Origin of the sequence: Methylobacillus caricis (assembly GCF_020532705.1) — a bacterium.
GTDB lineage: Bacteria > Pseudomonadota > Gammaproteobacteria > Burkholderiales > Methylophilaceae > Methylobacillus > Methylobacillus caricis.
Genome location: NZ_JAJAVD010000001.1, coordinates 1,152,170 through 1,177,246, shown reverse-complemented (window position 1 = coordinate 1,177,246; position 25,077 = coordinate 1,152,170). Strand labels below are relative to the sequence as shown.

Here is a 25,077-nt window from a genome sequence, read left to right as displayed (position 1 = left end):
GCTTCAGGCAGCGAGTGCTACCTGTTTCTGTTCCAGCTCACGCACCAATGGCAGCACTTTTTCGCCGAAATACACCACCTCCTCGTGGAAATGCAGGAAAGCTGACAACACAAGGTCCACGCCAACTGCCTTGAGCGCCACAATGCGCTCTGCAATTTGCTGTGGCGTGCCAATCAGATTGGTCTTGAAGCCATCGTTGTATTGCACCAGGTCTTCAAAGGTGGACTTGGCCCAATTGCCCTCCCCTTCGGGGCTGGCCTTGCCGGCCTGCCTGGCCGCATCGCCAAAGGCATTGACCGCTTCCGGGTCGGCCTTGTCTATGATTTCCTTTAGCACTGCCCGCGCTTCTTCCTCGGTATCGCGTGCAATAATGAAGGCGTTCACTCCAACCTTGACTTGGTGACCATTTGCAGCGGCCTTGGCACGAATGTCATCCACCTGGGCCTTGATGCCTTCTACCGTATTGCCATTGGTGAAATACCAGTCTGACACCCTGGATGCCATATCGCGTGCAGCGCGGGAGCTGCCGCCCTGGAATATCTCGGGATGGGGGTTGGTGTTGTATGGCTTTGGTTTCAGGGTGTAATCATGAAAACGGTAGAAATCGCCCTTGAAGGTGAAGTTGTCAGTGGTCCAGATCCCCTTGAGCGCGCGGATGAACTCCTCGGAGCGGCGATAGCGCTCATCATGTTCCAGCCATGGCTCGCCAATAGCCTGAAACTCTCCCTTGAACCAGCCGGATACCACATTGATCGCAACCCGTCCCTTGGTCAGCTGGTCTATGGTGGCAAGCTGCTTGGCTGCAACCGCAGGATTCCATGGGCCAGGCAGGATGGCTGCAATCACCTTGAGTTTGGTAGTGGCTGCCAGCAGAGCATGGGAAAATGCCACGGGCTCATGCTGGAACTCAGCGCCATAACCAGCCGTAAAGCGGATCTGGCTCAATGCGTATTCAAAGCCGTTCTGCTCTGCCAACTGGGCCAGCTTGATGTTGTAGTCAATATCCCAGCTGGTGCGTTGCTCGATCTTGCTTACTACCAGGCCACCGCTCACATTGGGCACCCAGTAGGCAAACTTGATATCTTCCTTCTTGTTGCTCATTCTTTTGATCCTTTCACATAGTGATGACTATTGAACCCTGCTCATAATGGGCCTGGGTTTAACGTTTTATTCCTTGCTGCAATCGCGTGGCTTGATGTTCTTTTCCTTGGCATATTTCTCTGCCGATGCCTCGATCAGCGGGCGCAACAGCTTGCGGTCAGCCTGTATCCAGTCTGAAATCACTTTCCATTGCTTGCCGTCCCACTGCTGGAACTTCACTGCGCCGCCTCCTTCATGGTCGTCGCAAGTCAGCTTGATTGGTTGCAGCAGGCCGCTTGCACCGAGTTCATCGAGGCGTTTATCATCAATCGCGATATGCTCCCAGCCCCAGCGCAACTCATCACCGGTCAATGCACGTTGGCCAAACTTCTTTTGCGCCACCCGGACGGCCTCTACATGCAAAATGCCGTCAAGCACGCCCATGTTGTAATAAATGCTGCCTACGCGCTGCGGCTCGATCTTGCCCTTGTTGGCACCGTAGACATGGCGTTTGATGTCCTGCAGCACCGGGAAATGACTGCCTGAAGGATGGGTGGTGGCCGATATGTATCCCTTGGCAGCCTGACCGGCAGGTTCTGCATCCTCCTCGGAGTTGCTCCAGACATTGCCGATGATGCGATCAGTCGGGAATCCCGTCTTTTGTGCGGTCTTGAGCGCAACCGGGTTCATGACGCCCCAGCCACGCAAGATCACCCAATCCGGCTTGATGCGGCGAATGTTCAGCCATTGGGATTGCTGCTCATTGCCGGGGTGTGGCACTTCGATCTGGATGTTCTCAAAACCGTACTGCTTGGCCAGCAAGGCGAAAATCGGGATGGTTTCCTTACCATAAGGAGAGCCGTGATACAGCGTGACAATCTTCTTGCCCTTGAGCTTGTCAGGGCCGCCAGCACGCTGCGCCAGGTAGTTGATAATGGCCGAGGCTTCGCTCCATGGATTGAGGATGACCGGGAAGATATAAGGAAACACGCGGCCATCGGTAGAGTCTGTACGTCCATGGTTGGGCGTGATTACCGGTATCTTGTCTGCGGTGGCACGATCTATCACGCCATAGGCAATGCCCACGCTGAATGGGTTGAACGTGGTGGCATTTTTCTTGGTGCGCTCATAGCACTCCACACCTCGTTCGACGATGTATTCGGTTTCGCACTCGGTCCAGCTCAGCTTGACGCCATTGACGCCACCATCGCGCAGGTTGATCAGTTGCAGATAATCCTCCAGGCCACTGGCCTGTCCAGAACCGCCAGCCGCATAAGGGCCAATGCGATAGCCGGCAATACTGAAATGCTGTTCCTGGGCTGCTTGCGTGGTGATGGACACCAGCGCAGCCGTCAATGCCAATATCAAAACTGTTTTTCTTTTCATTATGGTTCTACCTTTAAGCATCATGCGGCCTGCTGGCTCGAATCGCCTTGCTCAGCCTGTCTTACCAATGGAATGATTTGTTCGCCAAACTGGGTGAGTTCCCAGTCATAGTTGAGTACGCCTACCAATACGAGGTCTATCCCGATCTGCTTGAGCTGGAGGATGCGTTCGGTGATTTGCTCACGTGTCCCAATCAAGCCAGTCTTAAAACCGTCATTGGGTTGCACCAAATCCTGCTTGCGGGATTGCGCCCACATGCCCAATTTGTCGCCAGTGGCCAGGCCAGCCTGTTGCACTGCTTTGGCAAACCCATCCAGAGCCTCAGGATCTGCCAGGCGGATGATGTCATCCCTCACTGCCAGTGCTTCAGCTTCGGTATCGCGGGCAATGACAAATGCATTGACGGCAAACTTGACCTTGCGCCCATGGCGCGCAGCCTCTTGTGAAACCTCCCTGACTTGCGCTGCAAGCACATCAATGGAAGCCCCATTCATGAAATACCAATCAGAAACCCTGGCAGCCATCTGCCTGGCAGCGCTGGAGTTACCGCCCTGGAAAATTTCGGGATGTGGTTTCTGGATGGGCAAAGGCTTGTAGGCAAGCTCATTGACGCGGTAAAAGTCACCCTTGAAGGTGAATGGGTCTGGTTGCCATAGTCCCTTGAGCACCTGAATGAACTCTTCAGAGCGGCGATAGCGTTCATCGTGTTCCAGCCAGGGCTCACCCATGGCAGTAAATTCATCCTTGAACCAGCCACTCACCACATTGACTGCCCAGCGACCATTGGAAAGATGGTCTGCCGTAATTGCCAGCTTGGCGAGCAGGGCTGGCGACCAGATACCAGGCAATACTGCGGCAATGACCCTGAGCTTTTTGGTGGCTTGCAGCATGGCGGTAGTCAGGATGATGGACTCATGCTGACCCTCGGCTTTATATCCACCCAAAAACCGGGTAGCCGTCAGGGCATATTCGAACCCCAGTTTTTCTGCCTGTTGTGCCAGGGAAATGTTGTACTCAGTGCTCCAGCCTGTGGATTGCTCAATATCACTGACCACTTGGCCTCCACTCAAATTGGAGACCCAGTAGGCGAAACGAATAGGTTCTGCTTGACTCACCTTATTTACCCCCTCACCTGGCATTCACCAGTGAGAGCCTGGGTGCATCCACTGGCAGCAGGGCTTGCAAGTAAGGTAAAGCCCGTTCCACGGCCAGAATGATGCGTGCATTGAGGGCTTCACTTTCAATAGAGTATCCTGGTGCAGCATCGCCAAAATCGGCCTCACTGCCATATACGCCCAGCGGTAACGTGAGCGCCTGAAAAAAGCTGAACAAGGGCCGTAATTGGTGATCAATGACCAGTGCGTGGCGTTCACTACCGCCAGTGGCAGCCAGGAATACAGGAGTGTTGACCAGGGTTTCGTGACCGACGAAATCGAACAGGTGCTTGAATAGCCCTGTCACCGAAGCCCGGTAGACTGGAGTGGCAACGGCCAGGATATCCGCCTCTTCTATCTTGAGTATTTCATCCACTGCCTGCTTGGGCAGTGCAAGGCGGCTCAAACTAGATCCAAGCAATGGGCCGATATCTTGCAACTCGATAAAATGCACATCGAGCGGCAACCTCTGTTGCAGCTCTTTGACAATGACCTTTAATAGCGTTGTGGTGCGGGATGGATTGTTCAAGCTGCCCGACACTGCCACTAGCTTCAATTTATTACTCATGGAGACTCCAGTCTGCTTATTCACTTTTGCAATTTTCTATTCATTGCAAATAACAATTAGTAGATAGCAGCATCTATGCCAATGTTAAAATCCAATAAAATTCAACAAGTTAATTAATCCTATGCATTTTTCTGCATGTTGATATTCATACTGAATGCTGAACAGCTGCTGATGAAGAAGCAGCATTTGTAGTGTTTGAATAGTGTGGTTCATCCCGCCGTCCAGACCTGCTGATTAATCAGCATCCATGCAGCAACTTGCTGTTTACATCCATGCATTCCCATATCCAATAAAAATAATCTTTTTAATAATCAAACTGATGTATTGATGGCACGTTAAATGCACAAGCAAATTCCAGATAATCACATTCCGTGTATATCGCCTTAACCATTTTTGAGGGTTATCCATGACTGATACATCGGTACTGCTGGAAGAAGCAGAAATTAAAGAAACTACTAGAGCGAAAGCCCATATCATCAAGAATGATGCCGAAGCCATAGAAGTGGCCAAGCGCATCGCTGCAGAAATAGCAAAGGAAGCAGCCGTTCGCGACGCGGAACGTCGCCTGCCGCGAGCCGAGCTGGATCTGTTTTCACAAAGCGGCCTCTGGGGCATTACTGTGCCTAGGGAATACGGAGGGGCTTTTGTTTCCAACGCCACCCTGGCGGAAGTGATTGCGATCATCGCAGAGGCCGACCCAAGCATAGGCCAGATCCCGCAAAACCATCTTTACATGGTGGAAGGAATCCGCCTTGATGGCAGTGAATTCCAGAAGAAGTTTTTCTTTGACCTAGTGCTGCAAGGTGTGCGCTTCGGCAATGCCTTCTCGGAAATTGGCACCAAAAGCGTCAATGACGTACAGACGCGCCTCAAACCTACGGATGGAGGTTATCTGCTATCAGGGAAAAAATTCTACTCATCCGGCGCATTGCTCGCAGACTGGGTGCCAGTGGTTGCCAAGAACGAGCATGATGAGACCGTTGTTGCGTTTGTGAAAAAAGGCGCCAAGGGGCTGACCATCATTGATGACTGGTCCAGTTTCGGCCAACGTACCACCGCCAGTGGGACGACTATCCTGGAAGAGATTTTTGTGCCTGCCGACTATGTGCTCCCGCACCACCTCGCATTTGACCGACCGACCACCATGGGCCCAATTGCTCAGATCATCCAGGCGGCCGTGGATACTGGCATTGCACGTGCAGCATTGCGTGACACCATCCATTTTGTGCGCAATCACACCCGCCCATGGATAGATACTGACCTCGAGCATGGTTATGAGGATCCGCTGACGATCAGGGACATTGGTGATACCCAAATCCGCGTGCATGCCACGGATGCCCTGCTCAAGCGGGCGGGAGAGTTTATTGATGCCGCCCAGCAGAATCCTGATGAAGAAACGGTGGCAGCAGCTTCCATTGCAGTCGCAGAAGCCAAGGCATTAAGTACGGAAACCGCCTTGCATGCAGGAAGCAAGCTGTTCGAGCTGGCTGGTACCCGCTCCACGCTGGCCCAGTTCAACCTGGACCGGCATTGGCGCAATGCCCGCACCCACACGCTGCATGACCCGGTGCGCTGGAAATACTATGCCGTAGGCAATTATGCATTGAATAACGTCAAGCCTCCGCGCCACCCTTGGATCTAATCAATCTTCATTTAGATATGCAGATTGATCCTGAACGGCATCTTTGCAGATGCCGTTTTTTATGGGCAAGATACCAAGCTGAAGACAAGAGCAGCACTGTAGCCAGCAATCCTGGTGAGGCCAGTTTTGCTGTAGCTTCTATTGCAGTGGCAGAGACGTTAACCACCGAAATCGCCCTGCTCGCCAGCAACAAAATGCTTGAGCTTTCCGGCACCAGCTCGACCTTGGAATAATACAACCTCGACCGTCATTGAACCCTGACTGCCCTGAACAGACATTAGGCAGTGCGATCATCATAACTGCCCAACCAGCCTTCTTGTGAGCAATAAAAAGCCCGGGTTCCCGGGCTTTTTATTGCTGTAATTACGAATAAAACGAAGGTGTCGGATATTGCTGGTTAAGTGCCCAATCTCCCAGCTCCTTCAGCTTGAAATCCACAGGGTCGTGCAGGGTATAAACCCGCAAATTCCGCCAGAAGCGGTCAAGGCGAAGGGCCGCAGTCGTCGCACGCGCACCTGTTACCTCAAACATGCGGTGGGTAATATCAAGTCCTGCCTTCGTAGTTGCCACTTTGGCGGCAGTCACTGCAATCGCCAGCTCCCCCCGTTCCTCCAGCGTAAGGGACTCGGCTTTATTCCATGCTGCATCCAGCAGCTCTGCGGCATGGTTAGTCAACAACCTGGCACCTTCAAGCCCCACCCAGAACTCGCCATAATGCAGCAAGGTATATGGCTCTGCCTGGATATCGCTGGCGAGGGATCCAGACCAGACACGTGATTGCCTGAGCGTGTATTGCCTGGCCTCAGCCAACGCACCTTGGGCAATGCCGAGGTAAATGTTCGAGAAAATCAACTGTGCAATCAACGGTCTCAGGCATGCAAAAGGCGTACTCAAAGGACCTGGGTCAAGCAACAGCTCATCCGCCTCCACGCGAACATGCTCAAAATCAGCGCTGCCGCTATCGGTCTGGCGTTGACCGATGTTGTCCCAATCATGATGCAATGTAATGCCTTTACGAGCAGTCGGAATGGCCGCTATCAGGAGCTTGCCTGTTTCGGCATCCAGGGCCGAGGCAATCAGCATATCGGAATCGGTGGCGCCAGAGCAGAAGCTCTTCTTGCCATGAAACTCACGTGCGCCATCCTCAATACTGCTGCTAGTACGCAAATCCAGCGGGTTAAGCGCATTACCCCAGAACCAGTTGTTGACCGCTGTCTGGCGAAACCAAGGCTTCCACTGGGCCTCGGTGCCGAACAGGCGCACAGTGGCCAGCATCAGGTGTTGAAAGCCGAATACCTGCGCTATTGAGCTATCCACACGTGCAAATTCACGCACTATCTCGAGTGTTGGCTGCCAGCCCTGCCCCAGACCACCTAATGACTGGGGAATCATCAGGGAAAGCAATCCGCTTTCCCGGATAGCATTCCGTTCTGCCTTGGGAGTTCCGCCCGCCTGGTCACGTTCGACGGCAGTTTTGGCAAACTCTGTAGCCAATCTGCTTGCCCGTTCCTTGGGCGTCAGGACATCCAATGCCTTTGCCTGCTCATGGTTGGGTACCTGTCTTAATAGCCCTGCTTCGCTCAATTGAATTACCTCGTGTTTTAAATGATGAACGCTGAATCAGTTACTTGACGACAGCTAGTTTGCTCACTGAAGGCGGTGGCACGATATCATTGGCCACCATTTCCCCGAAAGGCCCGGTGAGATTGGGCTTTACTGCAGAGGTTCCAGGTTGAAGTTCAATCGGCAGCAAGGGAAACAACAACTCTGCCACGCGATACGACTCTTCCAGATGGGGATATCCTGAGAAAATAAAATACTCAATTCCCAGCGCTGCATACTCCTTGATGCGTTCTGCTACTTCCTCAGGATTACCTACCAGCGCAGTGCCTGCACCGCCGCGTACCAAGCCGACTCCCGCCCACAGATTGGGGGCCACTTCCAGCTGGTCGCGCCTGCCGCCGTGCAGTGCTGACATGCGGCGCTGCCCTTCAGAATCAAACCGGGAGAATGCCTTCTGAGCAGAGGCGATGGTTTCATCTGTCACATGGGAGATCAGCTCATCTGCCGCCTGCCATGCCTGCTCACTGGTTTCACGCACAATCACGTGCATCCGTATACCGAACTTCACTTCACGCCCATAAGCCTTTGCACGCTCGCGCACTACGGCAATCTTTTCAGCCACAGCATCCATCGGCTCGCCCCAGGTCAGGTAAACGTCGATCTGCTGGGCAGCCAGCTCCACAGCTGCTTCGGATGATCCTCCAAAAAACAGGGGGGGATAAGGCTTCTGCACGGGCGGATACATGGTCTTGGCATTCCTGACTTTTATATATTGCCCTTCAAAATCGACTGCTTCTCCAGCAGCAACACCGCGCCAGACTTTCAGGAACTCATCAGCCTCTGCATAGCGCTCACCATGGCTGAGGAAATTGCCATCCCCATGCTGCTCATCAGGGTCTCCGCCACTGACCACATTGATCAGCAGGCGGCCATCGGAAATACGATCCAGTGTGGCGGCCATGCGTGCTGAAACTGTAGGGGAAATAATACCGGGCCTGATGGCAACAAGAAATTTCAATCTCTCAGTGAAGTTGATCAGGGATGAAGCGACTACCCAGGAGTCTTCGCATGAGCGGCCAGTCGGGATCAGCACTCCCTTGAATCCCAGTTGATCTGCTGCCTGCGCAATCTGTTTCAGGTAATGATGCGTCACTGCCCTGCCGCCATGACTGGTACCCAGGTAGCGACTATCTCCATGGGTAGGTAAAAACCAGAATATCTCCATCATACTTTCCTTATGCTTAAGTTTTCTTATCCACCGATCCTTTCAGCAAAGAGCATGCCATTATATAACCGCATGATTTCTATTGTTTTTAGAAAACCTGTATTTATATTCTGCTGGTATACAAGCATTGACGTGCTGCTTTGCTTCCATGGAAGCAGTAAATATCTGTCATGAAATCAAATGAGCTGATTTTTATGGCAGGCTTTACTGAATCTCCCTTGGATATATTTCGTCCCTAACCTCCCCAAAATCCTGCCTCGGCGGGCTTCATAGAAAAACTCACTACGGCAAGATTCGCAAATTAGCTTTATTGACTGTATCCCTCAATCCGATTGGCACGATCCCTGCTATGTATCTTATATAAACAAGCAAGGAATATAACTTTTGGCTATTACGATACCAGTGCTGCAGGAGAGCTACATTGCGGCCGATGACACAACGCCACAAGAAACGGCCCGGAGGCTGGCAACTGAATTTGCTGCTACAGCAGCAGAGCGTGACTTGACAGGAGGAACGCCAAAGCTGGAGCGGGATGCACTGCGTGCCAGCGGTCTATTGGCACTATCCATTCCCAGGGAACAAGGCGGACTGGGTGCCAATTGGCAGGAAACGTTACTGGTAGTGAGGGAGCTGTCGAAGGTCGATAGCTCGATTGCCCATGTATTTGCCTTTCACCATCTGATGCTGGCAACCGTGCGCTTGTTTGCCAGGCCAGATCAATGGCGCCCATGGTTTGAACACACGGCACGCCTCAACTGGTTTTGGGGCAATGCGCTAAATCCCCTGGATGAAAGGACTATCAGCCGCCAGGTTGGGCATTGGCAAGAGTTTTCCGGCAAGAAGAGCTTCTGCTCAGGCGCTACCGATTCCGAGATGCTGATTGTCTCTGCCTACCGGCAAGAAGGCAACCATGAGCTGGTTGTTGCAGCTGTTCCAACAGGGCGGACAGGAATTACGGTATTACAGGATTGGGATAATATCGGCCAGCGTCAGACCGATAGCGGAAGCGTCAATTTTGAAAAAGTGCGGGTGGAGGACAATGACATACTCTCCGAGCCGGGGCCATTGAGTACGCCATTTTCCTGTTTAAGGCCCCTGCTGGCACAGCTGATACTGACCAATATCTACCTGGGCATTGCGGAAGGTGCCTTTGAAGATGCCCGGCACTATACATTGAATGAAGCCCGGCCCTGGCACAGATCGGGAAGCAGGCAAACAGATGAAGACCCCTACATACTCGCCCACTATGGCGAATTCTGGGTCAGCCTGGAAAGCGCGCGGGCGCTGACTGACATGGCGGCAGCAAAATTTGATGCAGCATGGAACAAGCAAAACCAGCTGACTGAAGAAGAGCGCGGCCAAGTGGCTATCAGCATCACTTCAGCCAAAATCCTGGCAACCAGGATAGGCCTGGATATCACCAGCCGCATGTTTGAAGTCACAGGTTCACGGGCTACCCATGCAGGATTGCGCCTGGACAGGCACTGGCGCAATTTGCGTACGCATACGCTGCATGATCCAGTGGATTACAAGATAAAGGAGCTTGGCGAGTGGGCACTGAAACAACAGTACCCCACGCCAACATTTTACTCATGAACATATTGGATAACGATTACATGGGAATAGTTCGCCACGAATATGAGAGCATTTACTCGAAAGAGGAAGAAATGAATCTGTTGACACTACCTAACTCTCAAGCCCTCACTACCTCAATCAGGGCGACAGCCCAAGTGTTTGAGGACCCTAAATCCCTGGCATTGCTTGCGCGCATCCAGAAAATTGCGCCTAGCGATGCCAACGTACTCATCATTGGTGAAACCGGCACTGGCAAGGAACTCATTGCACGTCATGTGCATGACCTCAGCCAACGCAAAGACCGGCCATTTGTTGCGGTCAATTGCGGCGCTTTTTCTGAAACACTGGTGGAAAGCGAGCTGTTCGGCCATGAGAAAGGCGCATTCACCGGCGCTTTTTCCGCCAAGACAGGATGGTTTGAAGCGGCCAATGGCGGCACCATCTTCCTGGATGAAATCGGGGACTTGCCGTTAAGCATTCAGGTCAAGTTACTGCGCGTGCTTCAGGAACGTGAGGTTGTCAGGCTTGGGGCACGCAAGCCCACCGCGATTGATGTCAGGCTGGTGGCAGCCACCAACGTGCGTCTCGAGGAGGCTGTGCTGGCAGGACATTTCCGTGAGGACCTGTTTTATCGCTTGAGGGTAGCGCATCTGGAGCTGCCCACCTTGCGCGACCGCCCAGGGGACATCCTGCCGCTGGCAGAATATTTCGTGGGTGAGTATCGCAGGCGGCTGGGCTACTCCGGGGTTCAAATCGATGAAGATGCCAGGCGCAAATTGCTGTCCCATCCATGGCCAGGCAATATCCGTGAACTGGAAAATGCCATTCATCACGCCCTATTGATATGCAAAGGCAATATATTGCGCAGCGAAGACCTGCAGCTTTCCTCGATTCAGCTACACAGGCAACGTCCGGATGACCATGCAGGCAATAGTTTTGGCGACCCGCTGCAACAGGCGCTGCATTTGTTGTTTGAGGCTGGCCAGGAAGGGCTTTATGATCATATAGAAGACACGGTGGTGCGCACTGCTTATCACTATTGCCACAATAACCAGGTGCAAACCGCCCGCCTGCTTGGCGTCAGCCGCAATATCGTACGTGCGCGCCTGATCAAGATGGGCGCCATCACAGCATTGAAATAAGCTGGCGTAGCAGGCAGATTTAATTTAATCTGCCTCTTTGCGCTAGGCGCCAGCATTTCAGAATATCTGTAGCACCCTAATATGAGCACGATCAGCAGAATATCCTCCTCTACACTGCCCACGAAATACGGTCAATTCATCATCCATGTATATCAGGATCAGCAAAGCGGCCAAGAGCATGTTGCCTTGGTGGCAGGGCATGTACTTGCCAATGAAAACGTCATGGTTCGCGTACACTCGGAATGCCTGACAGGCGACATCTTTTCATCCAACCGCTGCGATTGCGGAGAGCAGCTGGCATTGGCCCAAAGCATGATTGCCGAGGTTGGGCAGGGTGTGCTGCTATATCTCAAGGGGCATGAAGGGCGCGGTATCGGCCTGGCAAACAAGATACATGCCTATGCATTGCAGGACCAGGGACTGGACACGGTAGATGCCAATCTGCATCTTGGCCTGCCTATAGATCAACGCAGCTATGATGCTGCCGCCAATATATTGCGCGATCTGGGCGTTAATTCTTTACGCTTGCTGACCAACAACCCGGAAAAGGTCACCAGCTTGCAACAGGCCGGATTGCAGGTCAATGAACGCATACCCCTGGTGATCCAGCCCAACCAGGACAACCTGCAATACATATTGACCAAGCGTGACAAGCTTGGGCATTTTTTCGCCCATACCGAACCAGGTCCGGATTTCGGGGAGCTATAACTTCAAACTATCAAACAAGAGCGGCCACAGCCGCTCTTTTACTAACTGAACACTCGCTTCACATGGTGCAGGTGATATCCGTGTTGCTTGATATCCTTGATAATCAGGCTGGAATCGTAACCCGGTTGATGAACTTCACCAGTCACATCCACATCTGACGTCTGCCGGATCAACTTGGCATAATCAGGGTCAGGCACATCAAGCTTGGAAATATCCGATCCAGCCTGGACCGAGATGTATTTATTGCTGCTGGTAGCACTTTTATAAATATCCACTTTCATGATTGTCTCCATCCTTGGTTGAATAAGGGTTCAATCCTGTGCTTCATTTACAGGAGCTTTTTTTGTGACCAGTTTCAAAGCTGAAAGTGCCAGCCATGCTCACTCACTTTTCTTATGCACACCCAGCTCCAGCTTCATGTTCACCATTTGCGCATCGCCAGACTGCTTTACAGGCCCGGTGACATTCAAATGATCATTGGCAAGGCCTTCATTTGCAAGCAGATATGATTTTACAGACTCCACGCGTGCATTGCCTAGCGTTATCAGCCATTGCTCCTGCACTACTGTATTTTTCACCAACTGCTCCAGCAGCCGCGAGTAAAGTACTGTTTCATCCTTTTCTGAAGACGAACTGTCACGGAGCGCTGACACCTGTTCGCTCTTGAGTTGCTCCTTAGCCAGCTTTTCCACGGCTGAGCGCACCCTCTTGTTGCTCAGGTCTATGGGACCTGGTTTTTCGCCTGGATTGAGCTTGAGGCCCATTTTGGCAGCCACTTGGTTGCGCACAAACTGCTGCTGCAATGCTTGTCCATCCAGCTTTTCATCCACTACAGGCGCAATGGAGAGCGTGAGGGACGGCCGCTTTGCCAGCGCCTGGCTGATATTCTTGAGCTTCTCCTGTTCTGGTGGCGCAAGGTCTGCACTGCCTCCATCAAAAGCAATGGCTTCCAGCTTCTCGGAACTGATGCCTAGCAGGTTGCCCAATGCCCGAAACGGTGAAGTCACGATCTTGCCCAGGACATTAACTATCGCTTTCCAGACAATCTTGCCATAGCTGAATTCAGGATCATCAAGGCTGCCCGATACAGGCAAATCCATATCAATGACCCCATCGCTGTCCTCCAGCAACGCAATTGCCAGATCGAGGGGAAGGTTGACTGCATCCTCGCTATCTACCCTTTCTCCCAGTCGCAGTTTATTGAGGACAAACTTATTTTCCCCTGCGAGCTGGCGATTCTTGATTTTATATTCAAGGTCCACGGAAAGTTTGCCTGAGTCGATGCGGCGCCCGGCAAACTTGCCTGAATAAGGCGTGAGGCGGTTCATTTCCAGATTGCGGAATACCAGCTTGAGATCGGTGAACTCGGTCGCCTGGAATGGCTGTACCGAGCCACGGATTCGGGCAGAGCCATAATCATCGACCTTGCCGTCCAGCTCCACTTGAGCTGTAGTGCTGGGATTGGTTGACAAGCCATTGATGACGCCGGACAGTGTATTGATATATGTGCCGAACTGGGGGGTCAGCGAGAGATCGGCGAACTCAAGGTTGGCTTTTTCTATCCGGATTGCATCGACGGCCACAGGGAAGGCTTCCTCGCCTGCAGCTTGCTCATGCACAGCTGCGGTCGGGGTAGTTCTAATGGCTGGCTTGGCGGAGCCATTGCTGGCAGTTTTAGCACCAGATTCTGCCGACGCCTGTCCGCCTTTGTCACGCAAGATGCGCGTAACGTTCAGGCTGCGATCCTCATGGATAATGAACTTGCCTCCAGGTTCAACCAGCCTGAGCTCTCTGATATGCAACCTGTTCGGTGCAAGAGTCAGGTTGAGGTTGTCTGTCGCAAGGCTTTTCCATCCCAGGAATGGTTGCCCTCCCTCCTCTTCCACAATAGCCAGCTTGTTGATACTAAAACCGCCTTTATAGCCAACAGCCAGGGTTTTGCCATTGTGAAGCTTGAGGGTGCCGGAAGTACTGGCATCACCACTGTTGAGCCTGAGCAATGCCAACTGATTGATATAAGGTGCAAATGGTTGCAGGGAAAGGCCTGCCAGCCTTAGCTTGAAATCTGCCTGCATGGGCTCAGGCATCAACTTGCCGCTGGCCTCGAACCGGCCGCCCTGTTTTACCTGGAAGCTTAACTTCATCGGCAACCAGCGCTTGGTATCCAGAGAAACATCCTGAATATCGAGTGCGGCATTCTGAATATCCATGGCAACCGGGCTGGGCGTACTTTTGTCCTCAATGTGTACCGCAGCGTCCTGTAAGGCCAGGCGTTTGAGATCCAAGGCCCAGGAAGGCGCTTCTGCATCCAGATTTGCCTTTGAAGCGGGAGCGGGCTGATTGCCGGCTGGTTTTTCAGCAGGTTCCAGCATGGCTTGCCAATTAACTGCCTCGCCCGTTTTCAGCACGTTGGCTTGCAGGCCGCTGAAGACTAAAGAGTCCAGTGCTACCTTGCGCTTTGCCAGATCAACCTCACCTCCTTGCAGAGCGAAGTTTTTCAACATGGCAGCAGGCTCTTTGTATAAAGCAGAACTGACGGTCACAGGTCCGATATGGCTATTCAGTCCGCCCAGGCTGATTGCGCCCTCATTGCTGGTCACATTCAGGTCAAGATTGATATCCTGCACCTTGACTGCCAGGGCCTGCTTGAATGATTGATCCAGATAATCCGCCTGCCAGTCCTGAATATTAATATTGGCAACTTCAATATTGAAGGGCTGGGCAACACTGTCGGGGGCTGCCGATGACTCATTCTGCGTTTGGGGGTTGTCTTCATTTGTCTGTTGTAAATATTGCCAGTCAAACTTGCCATCTCTCAATCGCAAGGCATGCAGCCTGCCTTGCGCCAGTTTCAAGTCAGCTACCTTCAAATTGCGCTGCAACAGGTCAAGGCTTATATTTTCAGCCATCAATTGCGGCAGCTCAAATAATGGCCTGCCATCCTGCGCCAATGAAAACTCTTTAAGTTGTACGCTAGCCCCGTGAAAAACCACTTGGTTCTGAGGCTGTGAAGTAAAGTCCAGCGACGGTAAATCCAGCAGTAATTGCTGCAGGCCTACCATGCCTTGTTTATCCCTGGAATCCAGCACTGTGCCGGCCAGATCACTCAGAACCAGCTTCACCCCGCTCAAACTGGCCTGAGGCTTATCTTCCACCATCGCAAACTTGTAAGCCAGGCTGGTTTTGAGCAAGCCGCTATCGAGCAACACAGGCAATGCATCTTGAGGCAACGCTTTAAGGAGGCTGGGCAGCTTCAGGCCATCCAGTTCAATCTTGCCGCTGGACAGCAATGGATTAAGCCCTAGCTCACCCTTCCATTTGAGAGTGCCCCCCTGTTCCGGCAGCTTGGCCAGTATGGTGTAATCACCCAGGTCCTCAGGCAAGGTAGAGAAGCCATCCAACTCCAACCCCAGAGGCTCCAGCACTGCCCGGAAGGTCTCAGCTCGGTTACGGTCTATATACTCTAAATCCCCATGCTCGATCAGGATATGGTCTATCAGCAGGCGCACCATGCCCCCGGATTTTTCCTCGTCCTTGTTTTCATCCAGCCGGGCAATCAACTGAGACCAGTTTGAAGTGCCTCCAGGGGCAACATCAAAAGTCACATGCGGGGCGCTGAGCTTGATGTCCTTGAGGCGCCACGCAAAACGGAACAATCCGCTCAACTCCAGATCAGCATGAAGGCGCTCAAAACCTGCAAGACTGGAATTTTCAGGCGTGGTAAGGCGTAGATTGTCTACTGTAACCGCCAGCCTGAAAGGATCGAAGCTGACATGATCTACACTGAGGCGGCTAGCCAGCTTATTCTCAGCCACCCATGGCAAGACTTTCTGGGCAAGCGGATTAACTGCAAAATATCCGAAGAGCAGGTACGAAACAAAAAATCCCACTGCCATCATAAATGGCAGGCTGCTTATTATTTTTCTGGCTTGGCTCAGCATTTGCCCTCCTTTATTGCCCATGCGTACTCCTGCACTTTAACGAGCCCTTTCCATGGATCATGGAACAACAAGTTTCCGCCATTTGGCTACTCTGTTTATTTTTGATCAAACACGAGGTTCAGGGTGACTGGCACCACGGTGCTGATAGAAGGCAGCTGTGCAATATCGCGCAACTTGTCAAGCCCTTCGCTATATCCCAAAGCGGCGGCATCAATAAGCAATGGCTCAGTCGTCGTCACCAGCAATCCCTGTTTACCAAGGCCCACTACGCGCAGCCTGGTTTCCAGGTCTAGCTTCTTGCCATTCACGGCCAGTTGCAACTTCACTGCCTCTATCCTCGCCTCGCCGACTGCTGGCACCTTGAATGCATTGAGTGTGCTTCCGCTGATTTCCGCCTTTGGGAAAGCCACGGTATCAAACAGCATGCTTTTCATACGCTCATCACGTATAGCTACCTTGGTGTCCACGCTAGCAAGATTGATGTTGGCCGTGAATTCACCCTTGGTGTTGATAGTCCCTGCCAACTGCTTGAAGCTATGTACTTCTCCGATGGTATTTTTCTTGATGGAAACAAAGCTAAGCGTAGATACTTCATTGTTTAGTGCCCAGTCCGCATATGCCCCACCAGAAATTAACAGACCAGATGCCAATAAAGCACCACTAAAAAAACTTGACCCTCTCATTCAACAATCCCTTTCAACATTTTGTTTTTGTTTGTAAATCAAACTCTGACGACCGATTTTGCGAGATAAAACCATTCATTTCCAGGCTCAGCATGTGGGTTGGGGAAAACAATATATGCAGCTTCATTCGCCACCACCTGTTTGCCGTTGGCCCGCGTGCCAATTAGTTCGCCTGGGCTCAATCGGTCAAAACTGGCCCAATTCTTTGTAAACTGGTCTCTGTAATCTGCCCGGTCAATCACCTCAAATAGCCGCAATGTTTCCCGTACAGGCACTTCCTCTGGTAAAGGGGCGTTGGTGCATTCCAGCAAGGCTAAGGTATTCAAAATGGCCTGATAGGCAATTTCCGGGGCAGCAGGATCTTCATGCTGCCCGCACTCAAGGGTAAGGCCGTAGCCCCCCTGGCTCCGCATATATTCCGTCGTTCCTATTCCGTAGCACGGGTTTATCTGCGCAGGATCGACTGTTATGCCACTATCCGCGGCCTGCCCGATACGCCTCTGTACGCCAGCGGCATAAGTATCCAGCCAGCCGTCAACAAATCGATTGACGCCGAGATGCCTGGCGAGTAACTCCTCTTCAGCATCCTGCGTAAAAGGCTCAAGCGAGCCCTGATTGTTTTTTGGCCCAAGCATGGCAAAAGGCTGTCCATCAGTATGGAAAGAGTGCAGATCCAGCAAGACTTCATGCGCACTTAGCAACGGACACAACCAATTGGCAACATGATCCTCGAACTCGACAGGATGCTCTGTAGGACTTAAATAGCGATTGAGGTTGCGATCGCCGCTGCGTCGATAATGCCGGGCGGCTTTGGGATTGCATACAGGAACGAAAGTAACGGCACCACGGGCAATAACAATTTCGCTGCGCTCTATCTCCTCCACCACCCGACGGATTGCCTGAGTGCCACATGGCTCATTACCATGTACGCCACCCAGCACAATCAGGCGTTTTCCAGGCTGCAGGCCGCTGAAACTGATGGATTGAAATTGATATCGTTCTGCATCGGTCATACCCGATTATTACCGCTTAACAGGTATTTGTGCAATCGATTGCGAGAAGACGCCATGACTATCATGCAACTACTGGCAACGCTTCCAGCTCAACCAAGCAGCAAAAGTTGATGGAATTCCTCAAGGCAGACTGGTTGTGAAAACAGATATCCCTGAAAGGCAAAACATCCATACTGGCGTAAAAGCTCCAGCTGCGCCTCGGTTTCTACTCCTTCCGCGATCACCTCAAGATCCAGTGCATTCGCCATGGCAATAATGGTTTTTACAATGACAGCATCGTTTAGATTGTGATCGATATTTCCCACAAAGCTTCGATCTATTTTCAGCTGATTCAGGGGCAGGCGCTTAAGGTGTATCAGTGAAGAATAGCCAGTGCCAAAATCATCCATGGCAAAGTGTATGCCCAGTTGCTGCAATGCGGCCATTTTATCGGCATTGCTGCTGGAGCTATCCAGCACCAGGCTTTCAGTCAGCTCAATCTTCAGGCGATTTGGGTTTGCCTTGGTGGTTTCAAGAATGGCTTTTACCTGCTCAACAAAATCTGCCTGGGAAAGTTGCATGATGCTGACGTTCACAGAGAGCATCAGGTCGCGCGTACTCTCTTCCTGCTCCCACTGCTTGAGCTGCCTGCAGGCACTGATCAACACATAATGCCCGATAGGCAAAATCAGCCCGGTTTCCTCTGCCAATTCAATGAAGTGGGCTGGAGATACTATGCCCCGTTCAGGGTGTTGCCATCGCAACAGCACTTCGGCACCATAGGCACGTTGCTGAGCATCGACCTGCATCTGGTAGTAAAGCCTGAATTGGTCTCGTGCAAGGGCTTGCCGCAAATCTGCTTCCAGCAAGGCGCGCTGCTCCAGTATGTGCTGCATGTGTGGATTAAACAGGCAAAAGGTGTTGCGGCCGGTATGCTTGGCCTGGTACATCGCGGTATCGGCACGCCTCAGTAGCTCATGCACGGTAAAATCATCCCCATGGAACATGCTGATCCCGATACTGGCGGTGCAGTGATAGTTGTAGCCTTTGAGCGTATAGGTATGACTGATTGCCTTACATACCTTTTCAGCAACGTTTAAAGCGCCGCCAGTGGCAATATCCTCGTCATAGCTGACCCCTTCCAATATCACAAGGAATTCATCCCCACCAAAACGGGCAACCGTATCGCCCTGCCTAATACAGTTGCGCAATCTTGCAGCAACCTCGATCAACAGCAAATCCCCAAAATCATGTCCCTTGGTATCATTCAGCGTTTTGAAGTTGTCCAGGTCAATGAATAAGACTGCGCCATAGCTATGGTTTCGAAGACTGCCGGCCAGGGCTTGTGACAGCCTATCCATGAGCAGGCGCCGGTTCGGCAATTGGGTCAAGGGATCATAGAATGCGAGCCTGTAAATATTTTCCTTTGCTTCCTTCTGCTGGCTGACATCAGAAAACGTGCCGATGTAATTCACCACCTCATTATTCTCATCGGCTACCGCCGTGATGGTAAGCAGTTTTGGATAGATGCTTCCATCCTTGCGCTTATCCCAGACTTCTCCTTGCCAGAATCTGTGCTTACGCAATGTATCCCACATCCGGCGATAAAAAGCCGCATTCTGCCTGCCGGATTTCAATATCGAAGGATTCGTGCCAATCACCTCTTCCTGGCTGTATCCAGTCAGTCGGGTAAAAGCCCTATTCACTCGCAGAATAACGTTGTTGGCATCGGTGACAATCATGCCATCTTGTGTTTCAAAAGCATGGCGAGTTATCCTCAACTCCTGTTCTGCCATCTTCAATTGCTGCTTCAGCTCCAATACCTCAAGCTGCCATTTCTCGCGCTCTTCTAATAATGCCTCGGAAGACATAAGCACTTCAGCCCAATGTTTTACCCTTGTTAATTTATTACCAATAGTATCCACGATTGCAGCAGCGGTGCAGGTCTTGCCTGCGACTAATGTAACTCTGGGAAAATTGAGCAATAAGGGCATTTTTATTCTTTCAATCGAACCATACTGGAAACTGTACTCAATGTGACCTTAAAACCATTTTTATATAATGGTTTTAAGGTCAAAAAACACATAGATACAATATATTGGCAACCATCATTAACGTATAACTTAAAGAAGGCCGAAGAAGTTGATTGGGAATAAATCAATATCTTTCAAACCCTTATATTGATTCAGCAATATTATTTGTGCATGAATATATGGTCAAGGCTTTTATACTGAACGGTCTTAGCCCAATCTGACTATTGCGACCCTGGCAAGTTGTGAGTATGAAATACGCCCAAATCAAAACAAGGGTTCGCAAAGCTACTTGCTTGCATTAAAGGAATTATCACAAGCCTAATCTGTGGATTTATCTATGAGGCAGGAACTAGAAAGCAAGAAAAAGCCGGGGAGTCCCGGCTTTGAAGGTTTATCGGTTATTGAAAAACGCGATATTGACACATCGGTCATTAACAAAGGTGAGTTCTATGGTCTTGTAGGTTTTTTTGGCATCATACCTCACCAAATCCTTGTAATACCACATTTCAACCTGGTCCTGCTTACCGCCTTTTTCAGTGGGTCGCCCAATGATATTGGAAGCGTTGGTTGGCTTGACTGACTGTTCTTTCTTGAGTGGTTGCCCCAATTGTTTCTCAACGACTTCCCTCGTCTTGTTACCAAAGCTGTTCAGAAACTCTTGCTCTGTATAGGTGGATTTCTTCGGCTCCGCCATAACAGGCGCAGTCACCATGACACAGGCCAGCAATACAGCAGCAGCCAACGAAAACTTTTTGCTTAACACCATTACTACTCCTTATTCCTCGATCAAATAGACTCATTATCTTTGCAGGACTAGGCGCCCGCTATTTCCAATCTTAGGCCATCATACCCTACATGCACGGACGGCGGGAGCATTTTGCTCACGGTATCGTACTCCATTTCATGTGTCATATGAATCAGATAAGTCTGTTTTGCGCCAATGATAGCGGCCTGCTCAAGACTTTGCGCAAGGCTGAAATGCGTATAGTGTGGGGTATACCTGAGGCAATCCAGTAGCAAGACATCCAAGCCTTGCAACAGGGCCAATGATGAATCAGGAATTGCCGAGGCATCTGTCAGATAAGCCAGGTTGCCTATGCGATAGCCGTACATGTCCATCCTGCCGTGCATCACGGGCACAGGCGTGACATGCGCATCAAACAGGCTGAAAGTATCCGTTACGGGATTAACACTCAATATAGGCAAATCCCAGAAATCACCTGGTTCGCGTATGGCATATCCAAATTTGCTGACAATATGCTCCATGGCATCAGGCTTGCCATAAAGAGGAATCTGCTGCCGCTGTTTCTGGCAAAAAGCACGCATATCATCTATGCCATGCAAATGGTCTGCATGAGTATGGGTGTAAAGCACGGCATCAACATGATCAATGCGCTCCCGCAAAGCTTGCAGCCTGATATCTGGCCCTGTGTCGATCAGGATATTCCGGCCATTCTTCAAGGTAAGCAAGGAGGAGCAGCGTGTACGCTTATTCCTGGGATTGTCTGACATGCAGGTGGCGCAGCGGCAGCCAATGACCGGGGTACCAGCGCTGGAGCCGACACCAAGCATGGTCAACTGCACGGGCGCGCCCGGCTGAATAAACGGAAGAAATTCTCGGTGGTGGCCCGCTCTACTTCCTGGTAACTGATCTCGCGCAATTTGGCCAGCTCTTCCGCCACGTACCTCACATAGGAAGGTTGATTGGTCTTACCCCGAAATGGAACTGGTGCGAGATAGGGAGAATCGGTTTCAACCAGGATGCGATCAAGTGGCAATGCCTTGGCGACTTCTTTCAGCTCAACAGCATTCTTGAAGGTAAGAATGCCGGAAAATGAAATATAAAAGCCGAGGTCTATTGCCTGTAAGGCAACCTCCAGGCTTTCGGTAAAACAATGCATGACCCCGCCTATCCTGCCGGCATGCTCCTCCCTCATGATACGCAAGGTATCTTCTGCTGCTGACCGCGTGTGGATCACCAATGGCTTTTGTGCTCGGATCGCTGCACGGATATGCGTGCGGAAACGGTCTCGCTGCCATTCCAGGTCACCTGTCAGGCGGAAATAATCCAGGCCGGTTTCACCGATCGCTATCACTTTGGGATGGGCCGCCAGCTCAACCAGTTGATCTTCGGTAAAAGCGCGCTCATCCTCATAGTCAGGATGCACGCCTACCGAGGCATAGAAATTATCATATGCCTCCGCAATTGCCAGTACTTGCGGAAAGTCAGGCAGGGTAACGGAAATACAAAGGGCATGGCCAACACGTTCTTCCTGCATGGATTGCCGCAGCGCCTGCATATTGTTGACCAGTTCAGGAAAATTCAAATGACAATGGGAGTCGACCAGCATAGTGTTACTTTAGAGTTAAATAATGACTACAAAACTTACATGGTATGAGTGGGGCGTTGGGACTTCAGGGCATTTGCCAGCAAACCTTCAATCTTGCTGCGCGCTTCCAATCCGCCCTCTTTCTCGCTTAATTGAACCCCTATGCCCTGCGGCCTGTTGCCATGGGCTACAGGGGTAATCCAGATCACGCGTCCGGCTACCTTAAGCTTATCCGGATCATCCAACAAGCTGAGCAACATGAACACTTCGTCACCGATCGTGAAGGGTTTGTTGGTCGGAATGAATAAGCCGCCCCCCTTGACGAAAGGCATATAGGCAGCATAGAGCGCCGCCTTTTCCTTGATGGCAAGCGACATGACGCTGGGTTTAGGTGATGCTTGTTTATCTGCAGTATCCTGTTGGGTCACGATTCCGGGCTCAGGAAAATAATCGGGTGTATTGCAGCAGCAAATGTTCTAACTGCAACTCGTTATTTAGTGGATGGCTCGCTGCACGCCTGGCCTCATCCACTTGGCGCTGAAAGGCCAGCAATGCGCTCAAGTCTACGCTTTTGCTCAACCCTTGCAAAGCCGCCACATGCTGATGGTGATATCTCGCCACACCGGTGAGACGAACCGACAGCATGTCATACAGCCACTTTTGCAATGCGGTCATCACCTGCTCCATCCCAAAAGAGGCAAACTGGGCGGCTGAAGCGAAAGGATCCAGTTTTTTCGCTTGTGCCAGGCTGCTGGAAACCAGGTCCAGCTGCAGGCCGCTATTGGCTGCATCCTGCCGGGCAACCAATGGTGACCCGCCATGATAGGCGAGCCATTGCGAGGCATTTGCTACTCCCTGCTGCTCAAGCCAGGCCAAGGCATCATCAAACTCTGGCGCGGGCATTTCCACCTGCTGGCAACGGCTGATAATTGTTGGCAACAGGCGCTGAGAGTGACTGGTGACAAGAATAAACAGGACATCAGCAGGCGGCTCCTCCAGAAGTTTGAGCAAGGCATTGGCGGAGATCTGGTTGAGGGCGTCTGCCGGATGGATGACAATGACACGCAAGCCATTGTTCTGGTGGCTGGATAGCTCCAGGAAGCCTGCCAGCTCACGCACCTGCGCTACGGATATCTGGCTACTCTTGCGTACCGTTTTTTTATTGGTGGACGGGGGCTCCCCGCCCTCACCCGGCACCTCCTGCTCAGGGGTCAAGAGGCGGTAATCTGGATGACTATCCTGCAAGAACCAGTTGCAACTGACACATTGCCCACAGGCATGTCCATCCGCGCCCGTCGCCTGACATAATAGTGACTGTGCCAGTGCTACAGCAAAATCCAGCTTGCCGGTACCGTGTCGCCCCTTGATGAGCAAGGCATGATGCATGCGCTGCCTTGATTGCGCCACACGTGACCAGATAGCAGACTGCCATGGATAAACGCCGATACTCATCTGGCAAATGTACTCATGATTTCAACCACGTCCGCACTGACTATTTCCAATGCACGATTCCCGTCTATCAGTCGGAACCTGTGTGGAAACTCCTTGGCGCGGTCAAGATACGCATTACGTATTTTCCTGAAAAATTCGTGGCTCTCCCTCTCGAACTTATCGGGAGTACGGGCTGCAGCCAATCGCTGCACACTGGTTTCCACTGGCACGTCAAACAACAAGGTCAGGTCTGGTTGCAAATCCTGTTGCACCCATTGTTCCAGTATTGCCATTTTATTGTGATCAACGCCACGTCCACCGCACTGGTAGGCAAAAGAAGCGTCAGTGAACCGATCAGACACCACCCAGGCCCCACGCTCCAACGCTGGCAATATAAGCTGGGCAATATGCTCACGCCTGGCGGCAAACATCAACAGAGCTTCTGTTTCAGCGTGCATGGACTCGTGCAGCAATAGTTCACGCAATTTTTCACCAAGGCCTGTACCACCCGGTTCCCGCGTAGAAACCACCTCAATCCCCCGTCTTTCCAGCGTAGTGATGATGGTGTCTATATGGGAGCTTTTACCCGCGCCATCCATGCCTTCCAGGCTAATAAACTTACCGCGCATTCCTGCCTCTCAACTGATAGCGCACTACTGCACGATTATGTTCAGTTAAAGTACGTGAAAATTCATGGCTGCCATCCCCCTTGCCCACGAAGTAAATGGCATCGGTCTTGGCTGGGTGCAAGGCGGCGTGTATGGCAGCGATACCCGGCATGGCAATGGGTGTTGGTGGCAATCCGCCGCGGGTATAAGTGTTGAAAGGAGTATCTTTTATCAAGTCTCGCTTGCGCAGATTTCCGTCAAACAACTCCCCCATGCCATAAATGACCGTAGGATCTGTCTGCAAACGCATACCGATGCGTAATCGATTGAGGAATACCCCGGCAATCACCGGCCTTTCGCTGGCTTTTCCCGTTTCCTTTTCCACAATCGATGCCATGATCAGCGCTTCATACTGCGAGGCATATGGCAAGCCTGGTGCACGCTCCTGCCAGGCAGCGTCCAGGCGTTTTTGCATGGCGGCGTATGCACGCTTGAGGATATCCTGATCACTCATGCCGCGGCTGAAGTAGTATGTATCAGGAAAGAACAGCCCCTCAGGATAGGCAGTACCCGCGCCAATATTATGCATGATTTCCTCATCCGTATACGCCATGGTCAAGTGTCGCACCGAATCATGGGTATTGAGCGCCTGACGCATCTGGGCAAAAGTCCAGCCTTCTATAAAGGTAATGCTGTCCTGGGTGACATTTCCATTACTGAGGTTAATGAATAACTGATAAGGCGTCTGGCCGGATTCCAGCAGGTAATTACCGGCCTTGATGCCGCCTGCCATGCGCATGGCACGCACCAGAATGATGAAGCTCCATGGTTCTTGCAGCATTCCTTGGTCAACCATTTGCTGCGAAATAGCACGCAAGCTACTCCCAGCCCTGATCTCGAACTCCTGTGTCTTAGAGGGAAATTGCAAGGGTGTAGTAACGAAATAGGCCATCCATGCACAGAAGCCAATGACGAGGGCCGTCATAATAAAAAACAGAAACTTCAATAAACGCATG

At 51.6% G+C, this 25,077-nt stretch carries 23 protein-coding genes; 5 read left to right on the top strand and 18 right to left on the bottom strand.

All coding sequences use genetic code 11. From position 1 onward, the window contains the following. Positions 1-3: 3 nt before the first annotated feature. The 4 genes from sfnG (LG200_RS05610) to msuE all read right to left on the bottom strand — a co-directional run bounded on the left by sfnG (LG200_RS05610) (position 4) and on the right by msuE (position 4,188). Positions 4-1,101 carry a dimethylsulfone monooxygenase SfnG gene (sfnG, locus tag LG200_RS05610; RefSeq protein WP_226756598.1) on the bottom strand — a complete coding sequence of 366 codons (1,098 nt, stop codon included), beginning with the start codon at positions 1,099-1,101 and terminating at the stop codon, positions 4-6. A gap of 66 nt (positions 1,102-1,167) precedes the next feature. Then, positions 1,168-2,466 carry an ABC transporter substrate-binding protein gene (locus tag LG200_RS05605; RefSeq protein ID WP_226756597.1) on the bottom strand — a complete coding sequence of 433 codons (1,299 nt, stop codon included), beginning with the start codon at positions 2,464-2,466 and terminating at the stop codon, positions 1,168-1,170. 20 nt (positions 2,467-2,486) lie between these two features. Continuing rightward, positions 2,487-3,581: a dimethylsulfone monooxygenase SfnG gene (gene sfnG / locus LG200_RS05600; protein ID WP_226756596.1), complete on the bottom strand. Its 1,095-nt coding sequence runs from the start codon at positions 3,579-3,581 to the stop codon at positions 2,487-2,489. A 13-nt stretch (positions 3,582-3,594) separates the two neighbouring features. Further along, positions 3,595-4,188 carry an FMN reductase gene (gene msuE / locus LG200_RS05595; RefSeq protein WP_226756595.1) on the bottom strand — a complete coding sequence of 198 codons (594 nt, stop codon included), beginning with the start codon at positions 4,186-4,188 and terminating at the stop codon, positions 3,595-3,597. Positions 4,189-4,594: 406 nt separating this feature from the next. Between msuE and LG200_RS05590 the strand changes: the two genes are divergently transcribed. Together LG200_RS05590 and LG200_RS05585 are read left to right on the top strand one after the other, a co-directional pair. Further along, positions 4,595-5,830 (top strand): SfnB family sulfur acquisition oxidoreductase, encoded by a 1,236-nt coding sequence (locus LG200_RS05590; RefSeq protein ID WP_226756594.1) that lies wholly within the window; start codon positions 4,595-4,597, stop codon positions 5,828-5,830. Positions 5,831-5,847: 17 nt separating this feature from the next. Next, complete coding sequence (locus LG200_RS05585; protein WP_226756593.1) at positions 5,848-6,063, top strand: hypothetical protein; 216 nt, start codon at positions 5,848-5,850, stop codon at positions 6,061-6,063. A 130-nt stretch (positions 6,064-6,193) separates the two neighbouring features. Here the strand turns inward: LG200_RS05585 and LG200_RS05580 are convergent, their stop codons facing one another. After that, the gene (locus tag LG200_RS05580) at positions 6,194-7,360 is read right to left on the bottom strand and encodes an acyl-CoA dehydrogenase family protein (RefSeq protein WP_226757310.1); all 1,167 of its coding nucleotides are present in this window, start codon (positions 7,358-7,360) and stop codon (positions 6,194-6,196) included. 94 nt (positions 7,361-7,454) lie between these two features. Next, positions 7,455-8,618 carry an FMNH2-dependent alkanesulfonate monooxygenase gene (gene ssuD, locus LG200_RS05575; protein WP_226757309.1) on the bottom strand — a complete coding sequence of 388 codons (1,164 nt, stop codon included), beginning with the start codon at positions 8,616-8,618 and terminating at the stop codon, positions 7,455-7,457. 390 nt (positions 8,619-9,008) lie between these two features. Here ssuD and LG200_RS05570 point away from each other — a divergent pair, with 390 nt between their 5' ends. The 3 genes from LG200_RS05570 (at position 9,009) to ribA (ending at position 12,043) form a co-directional block, all read left to right on the top strand. After that, positions 9,009-10,214 (top strand): acyl-CoA dehydrogenase family protein, encoded by a 1,206-nt coding sequence (locus tag LG200_RS05570; RefSeq protein WP_404809797.1) that lies wholly within the window; start codon positions 9,009-9,011, stop codon positions 10,212-10,214. Positions 10,215-10,285: 71 nt separating this feature from the next. Further along, complete coding sequence (locus tag LG200_RS05565; RefSeq protein WP_226756591.1) at positions 10,286-11,335, top strand: sigma-54 interaction domain-containing protein; 1,050 nt, start codon at positions 10,286-10,288, stop codon at positions 11,333-11,335. A gap of 81 nt (positions 11,336-11,416) precedes the next feature. Further along, positions 11,417-12,043, top strand: a complete 627-nt coding sequence (gene ribA / locus LG200_RS05560; RefSeq protein ID WP_226756590.1) for a GTP cyclohydrolase II — start codon at positions 11,417-11,419, stop codon at positions 12,041-12,043. A 41-nt stretch (positions 12,044-12,084) separates the two neighbouring features. Here ribA and LG200_RS05555 read toward each other — a convergent pair whose 3' ends face one another. The 12 genes from LG200_RS05555 to mltG form a co-directional block, all read right to left on the bottom strand. After that, the gene (locus LG200_RS05555; protein WP_226756589.1) at positions 12,085-12,324 is read right to left on the bottom strand and encodes a hypothetical protein; all 240 of its coding nucleotides are present in this window, start codon (positions 12,322-12,324) and stop codon (positions 12,085-12,087) included. Positions 12,325-12,423: 99 nt separating this feature from the next. Then, on the bottom strand, positions 12,424-16,005 hold the full coding sequence (locus tag LG200_RS05550; RefSeq protein ID WP_226756588.1) for a DUF748 domain-containing protein: 3,582 nt from the start codon (positions 16,003-16,005) through the stop codon (positions 12,424-12,426). 74 nt (positions 16,006-16,079) lie between these two features. Continuing rightward, positions 16,080-16,667, bottom strand: a complete 588-nt coding sequence (locus tag LG200_RS05545; protein ID WP_226756587.1) for a YceI family protein — start codon at positions 16,665-16,667, stop codon at positions 16,080-16,082. Between the two features lie 38 nt (positions 16,668-16,705). Beyond that, positions 16,706-17,680 carry a M14 family metallopeptidase gene (locus LG200_RS05540; RefSeq protein WP_226756586.1) on the bottom strand — a complete coding sequence of 325 codons (975 nt, stop codon included), beginning with the start codon at positions 17,678-17,680 and terminating at the stop codon, positions 16,706-16,708. A gap of 89 nt (positions 17,681-17,769) precedes the next feature. Beyond that, a complete protein-coding gene (locus LG200_RS05535) occupies positions 17,770-19,530 on the bottom strand; it encodes a putative bifunctional diguanylate cyclase/phosphodiesterase (RefSeq protein WP_226756585.1) in 1,761 nt (586 codons plus the stop codon). Positions 19,531-20,083: 553 nt separating this feature from the next. Further along, positions 20,084-20,458: a hypothetical protein gene (locus tag LG200_RS05530; protein WP_226756584.1), complete on the bottom strand. Its 375-nt coding sequence runs from the start codon at positions 20,456-20,458 to the stop codon at positions 20,084-20,086. Positions 20,459-20,505: 47 nt separating this feature from the next. Continuing rightward, positions 20,506-21,276 carry an MBL fold metallo-hydrolase gene (locus LG200_RS05525; protein ID WP_226756583.1) on the bottom strand — a complete coding sequence of 257 codons (771 nt, stop codon included), beginning with the start codon at positions 21,274-21,276 and terminating at the stop codon, positions 20,506-20,508. Then, entirely contained in the window at positions 21,267-22,043 is a 777-nt protein-coding gene (locus LG200_RS05520) for a TatD family hydrolase (RefSeq protein ID WP_226756582.1), read from the bottom strand. The genes LG200_RS05525 and LG200_RS05520 overlap by 10 nt, the downstream gene beginning before the upstream one ends. Before the next feature lie 35 nt (positions 22,044-22,078). Next, positions 22,079-22,399, bottom strand: coding sequence for a PilZ domain-containing protein (locus LG200_RS05515; protein ID WP_226757308.1), 321 nt, complete (start codon positions 22,397-22,399; stop codon positions 22,079-22,081). Between the two features lie 61 nt (positions 22,400-22,460). Next, complete coding sequence (holB, locus tag LG200_RS05510) at positions 22,461-23,474, bottom strand: DNA polymerase III subunit delta' (RefSeq protein WP_226756581.1); 1,014 nt, start codon at positions 23,472-23,474, stop codon at positions 22,461-22,463. After that, on the bottom strand, positions 23,471-24,082 hold the full coding sequence (tmk, locus tag LG200_RS05505) for a dTMP kinase (protein ID WP_226756580.1): 612 nt from the start codon (positions 24,080-24,082) through the stop codon (positions 23,471-23,473). The genes holB and tmk overlap by 4 nt, the downstream gene beginning before the upstream one ends. Next, the gene (mltG, locus tag LG200_RS05500) at positions 24,072-25,076 is read right to left on the bottom strand and encodes an endolytic transglycosylase MltG (protein WP_226756579.1); all 1,005 of its coding nucleotides are present in this window, start codon (positions 25,074-25,076) and stop codon (positions 24,072-24,074) included. The genes tmk and mltG overlap by 11 nt, the downstream gene beginning before the upstream one ends. Position 25,077 lies beyond the last annotated feature (1 nt).

Bases quoted from the DNA above. Each gene is read 5' to 3' on its own strand.
- sfnG (WP_226756598.1), bottom strand. From the start codon at position 1,101: ATGAGCAACAAGAAGGAAGATATCAAGTTTGCCTACTGGGTGCCCAAT.
- LG200_RS05605 (WP_226756597.1), bottom strand. From the start codon at position 2,466: ATGAAAAGAAAAACAGTTTTGATATTGGCATTGACGGCTGCGCTGGTG.
- msuE (WP_226756595.1), bottom strand. From the start codon at position 4,188: ATGAGTAATAAATTGAAGCTAGTGGCAGTGTCGGGCAGCTTGAACAAT.
- LG200_RS05590 (WP_226756594.1), top strand. From the start codon at position 4,595: ATGACTGATACATCGGTACTGCTGGAAGAAGCAGAAATTAAAGAAACT.
- LG200_RS05585 (WP_226756593.1), top strand. From the start codon at position 5,848: ATGCAGATTGATCCTGAACGGCATCTTTGCAGATGCCGTTTTTTATGG.
- ssuD (WP_226757309.1), bottom strand. From the start codon at position 8,618: ATGGAGATATTCTGGTTTTTACCTACCCATGGAGATAGTCGCTACCTG.
- LG200_RS05565 (WP_226756591.1), top strand. From the start codon at position 10,286: ATGAATCTGTTGACACTACCTAACTCTCAAGCCCTCACTACCTCAATC.
- ribA (WP_226756590.1), top strand. From the start codon at position 11,417: ATGAGCACGATCAGCAGAATATCCTCCTCTACACTGCCCACGAAATAC.
- LG200_RS05555 (WP_226756589.1), bottom strand. From the start codon at position 12,324: ATGAAAGTGGATATTTATAAAAGTGCTACCAGCAGCAATAAATACATC.
- LG200_RS05550 (WP_226756588.1), bottom strand. From the start codon at position 16,005: ATGGGCAATAAAGGAGGGCAAATGCTGAGCCAAGCCAGAAAAATAATA.
- LG200_RS05545 (WP_226756587.1), bottom strand. From the start codon at position 16,667: ATGAGAGGGTCAAGTTTTTTTAGTGGTGCTTTATTGGCATCTGGTCTG.
- LG200_RS05540 (WP_226756586.1), bottom strand. From the start codon at position 17,680: ATGACCGATGCAGAACGATATCAATTTCAATCCATCAGTTTCAGCGGC.
- LG200_RS05535 (WP_226756585.1), bottom strand. From the start codon at position 19,530: ATGTCTTCCGAGGCATTATTAGAAGAGCGCGAGAAATGGCAGCTTGAG.
- LG200_RS05530 (WP_226756584.1), bottom strand. From the start codon at position 20,458: ATGGTGTTAAGCAAAAAGTTTTCGTTGGCTGCTGCTGTATTGCTGGCC.
- LG200_RS05520 (WP_226756582.1), bottom strand. From the start codon at position 22,043: ATGCTGGTCGACTCCCATTGTCATTTGAATTTTCCTGAACTGGTCAAC.
- LG200_RS05515 (WP_226757308.1), bottom strand. From the start codon at position 22,399: ATGTCGCTTGCCATCAAGGAAAAGGCGGCGCTCTATGCTGCCTATATG.
- holB (WP_226756581.1), bottom strand. From the start codon at position 23,474: ATGAGTATCGGCGTTTATCCATGGCAGTCTGCTATCTGGTCACGTGTG.
- tmk (WP_226756580.1), bottom strand. From the start codon at position 24,082: ATGCGCGGTAAGTTTATTAGCCTGGAAGGCATGGATGGCGCGGGTAAA.
- mltG (WP_226756579.1), bottom strand. From the start codon at position 25,076: ATGCGTTTATTGAAGTTTCTGTTTTTTATTATGACGGCCCTCGTCATT.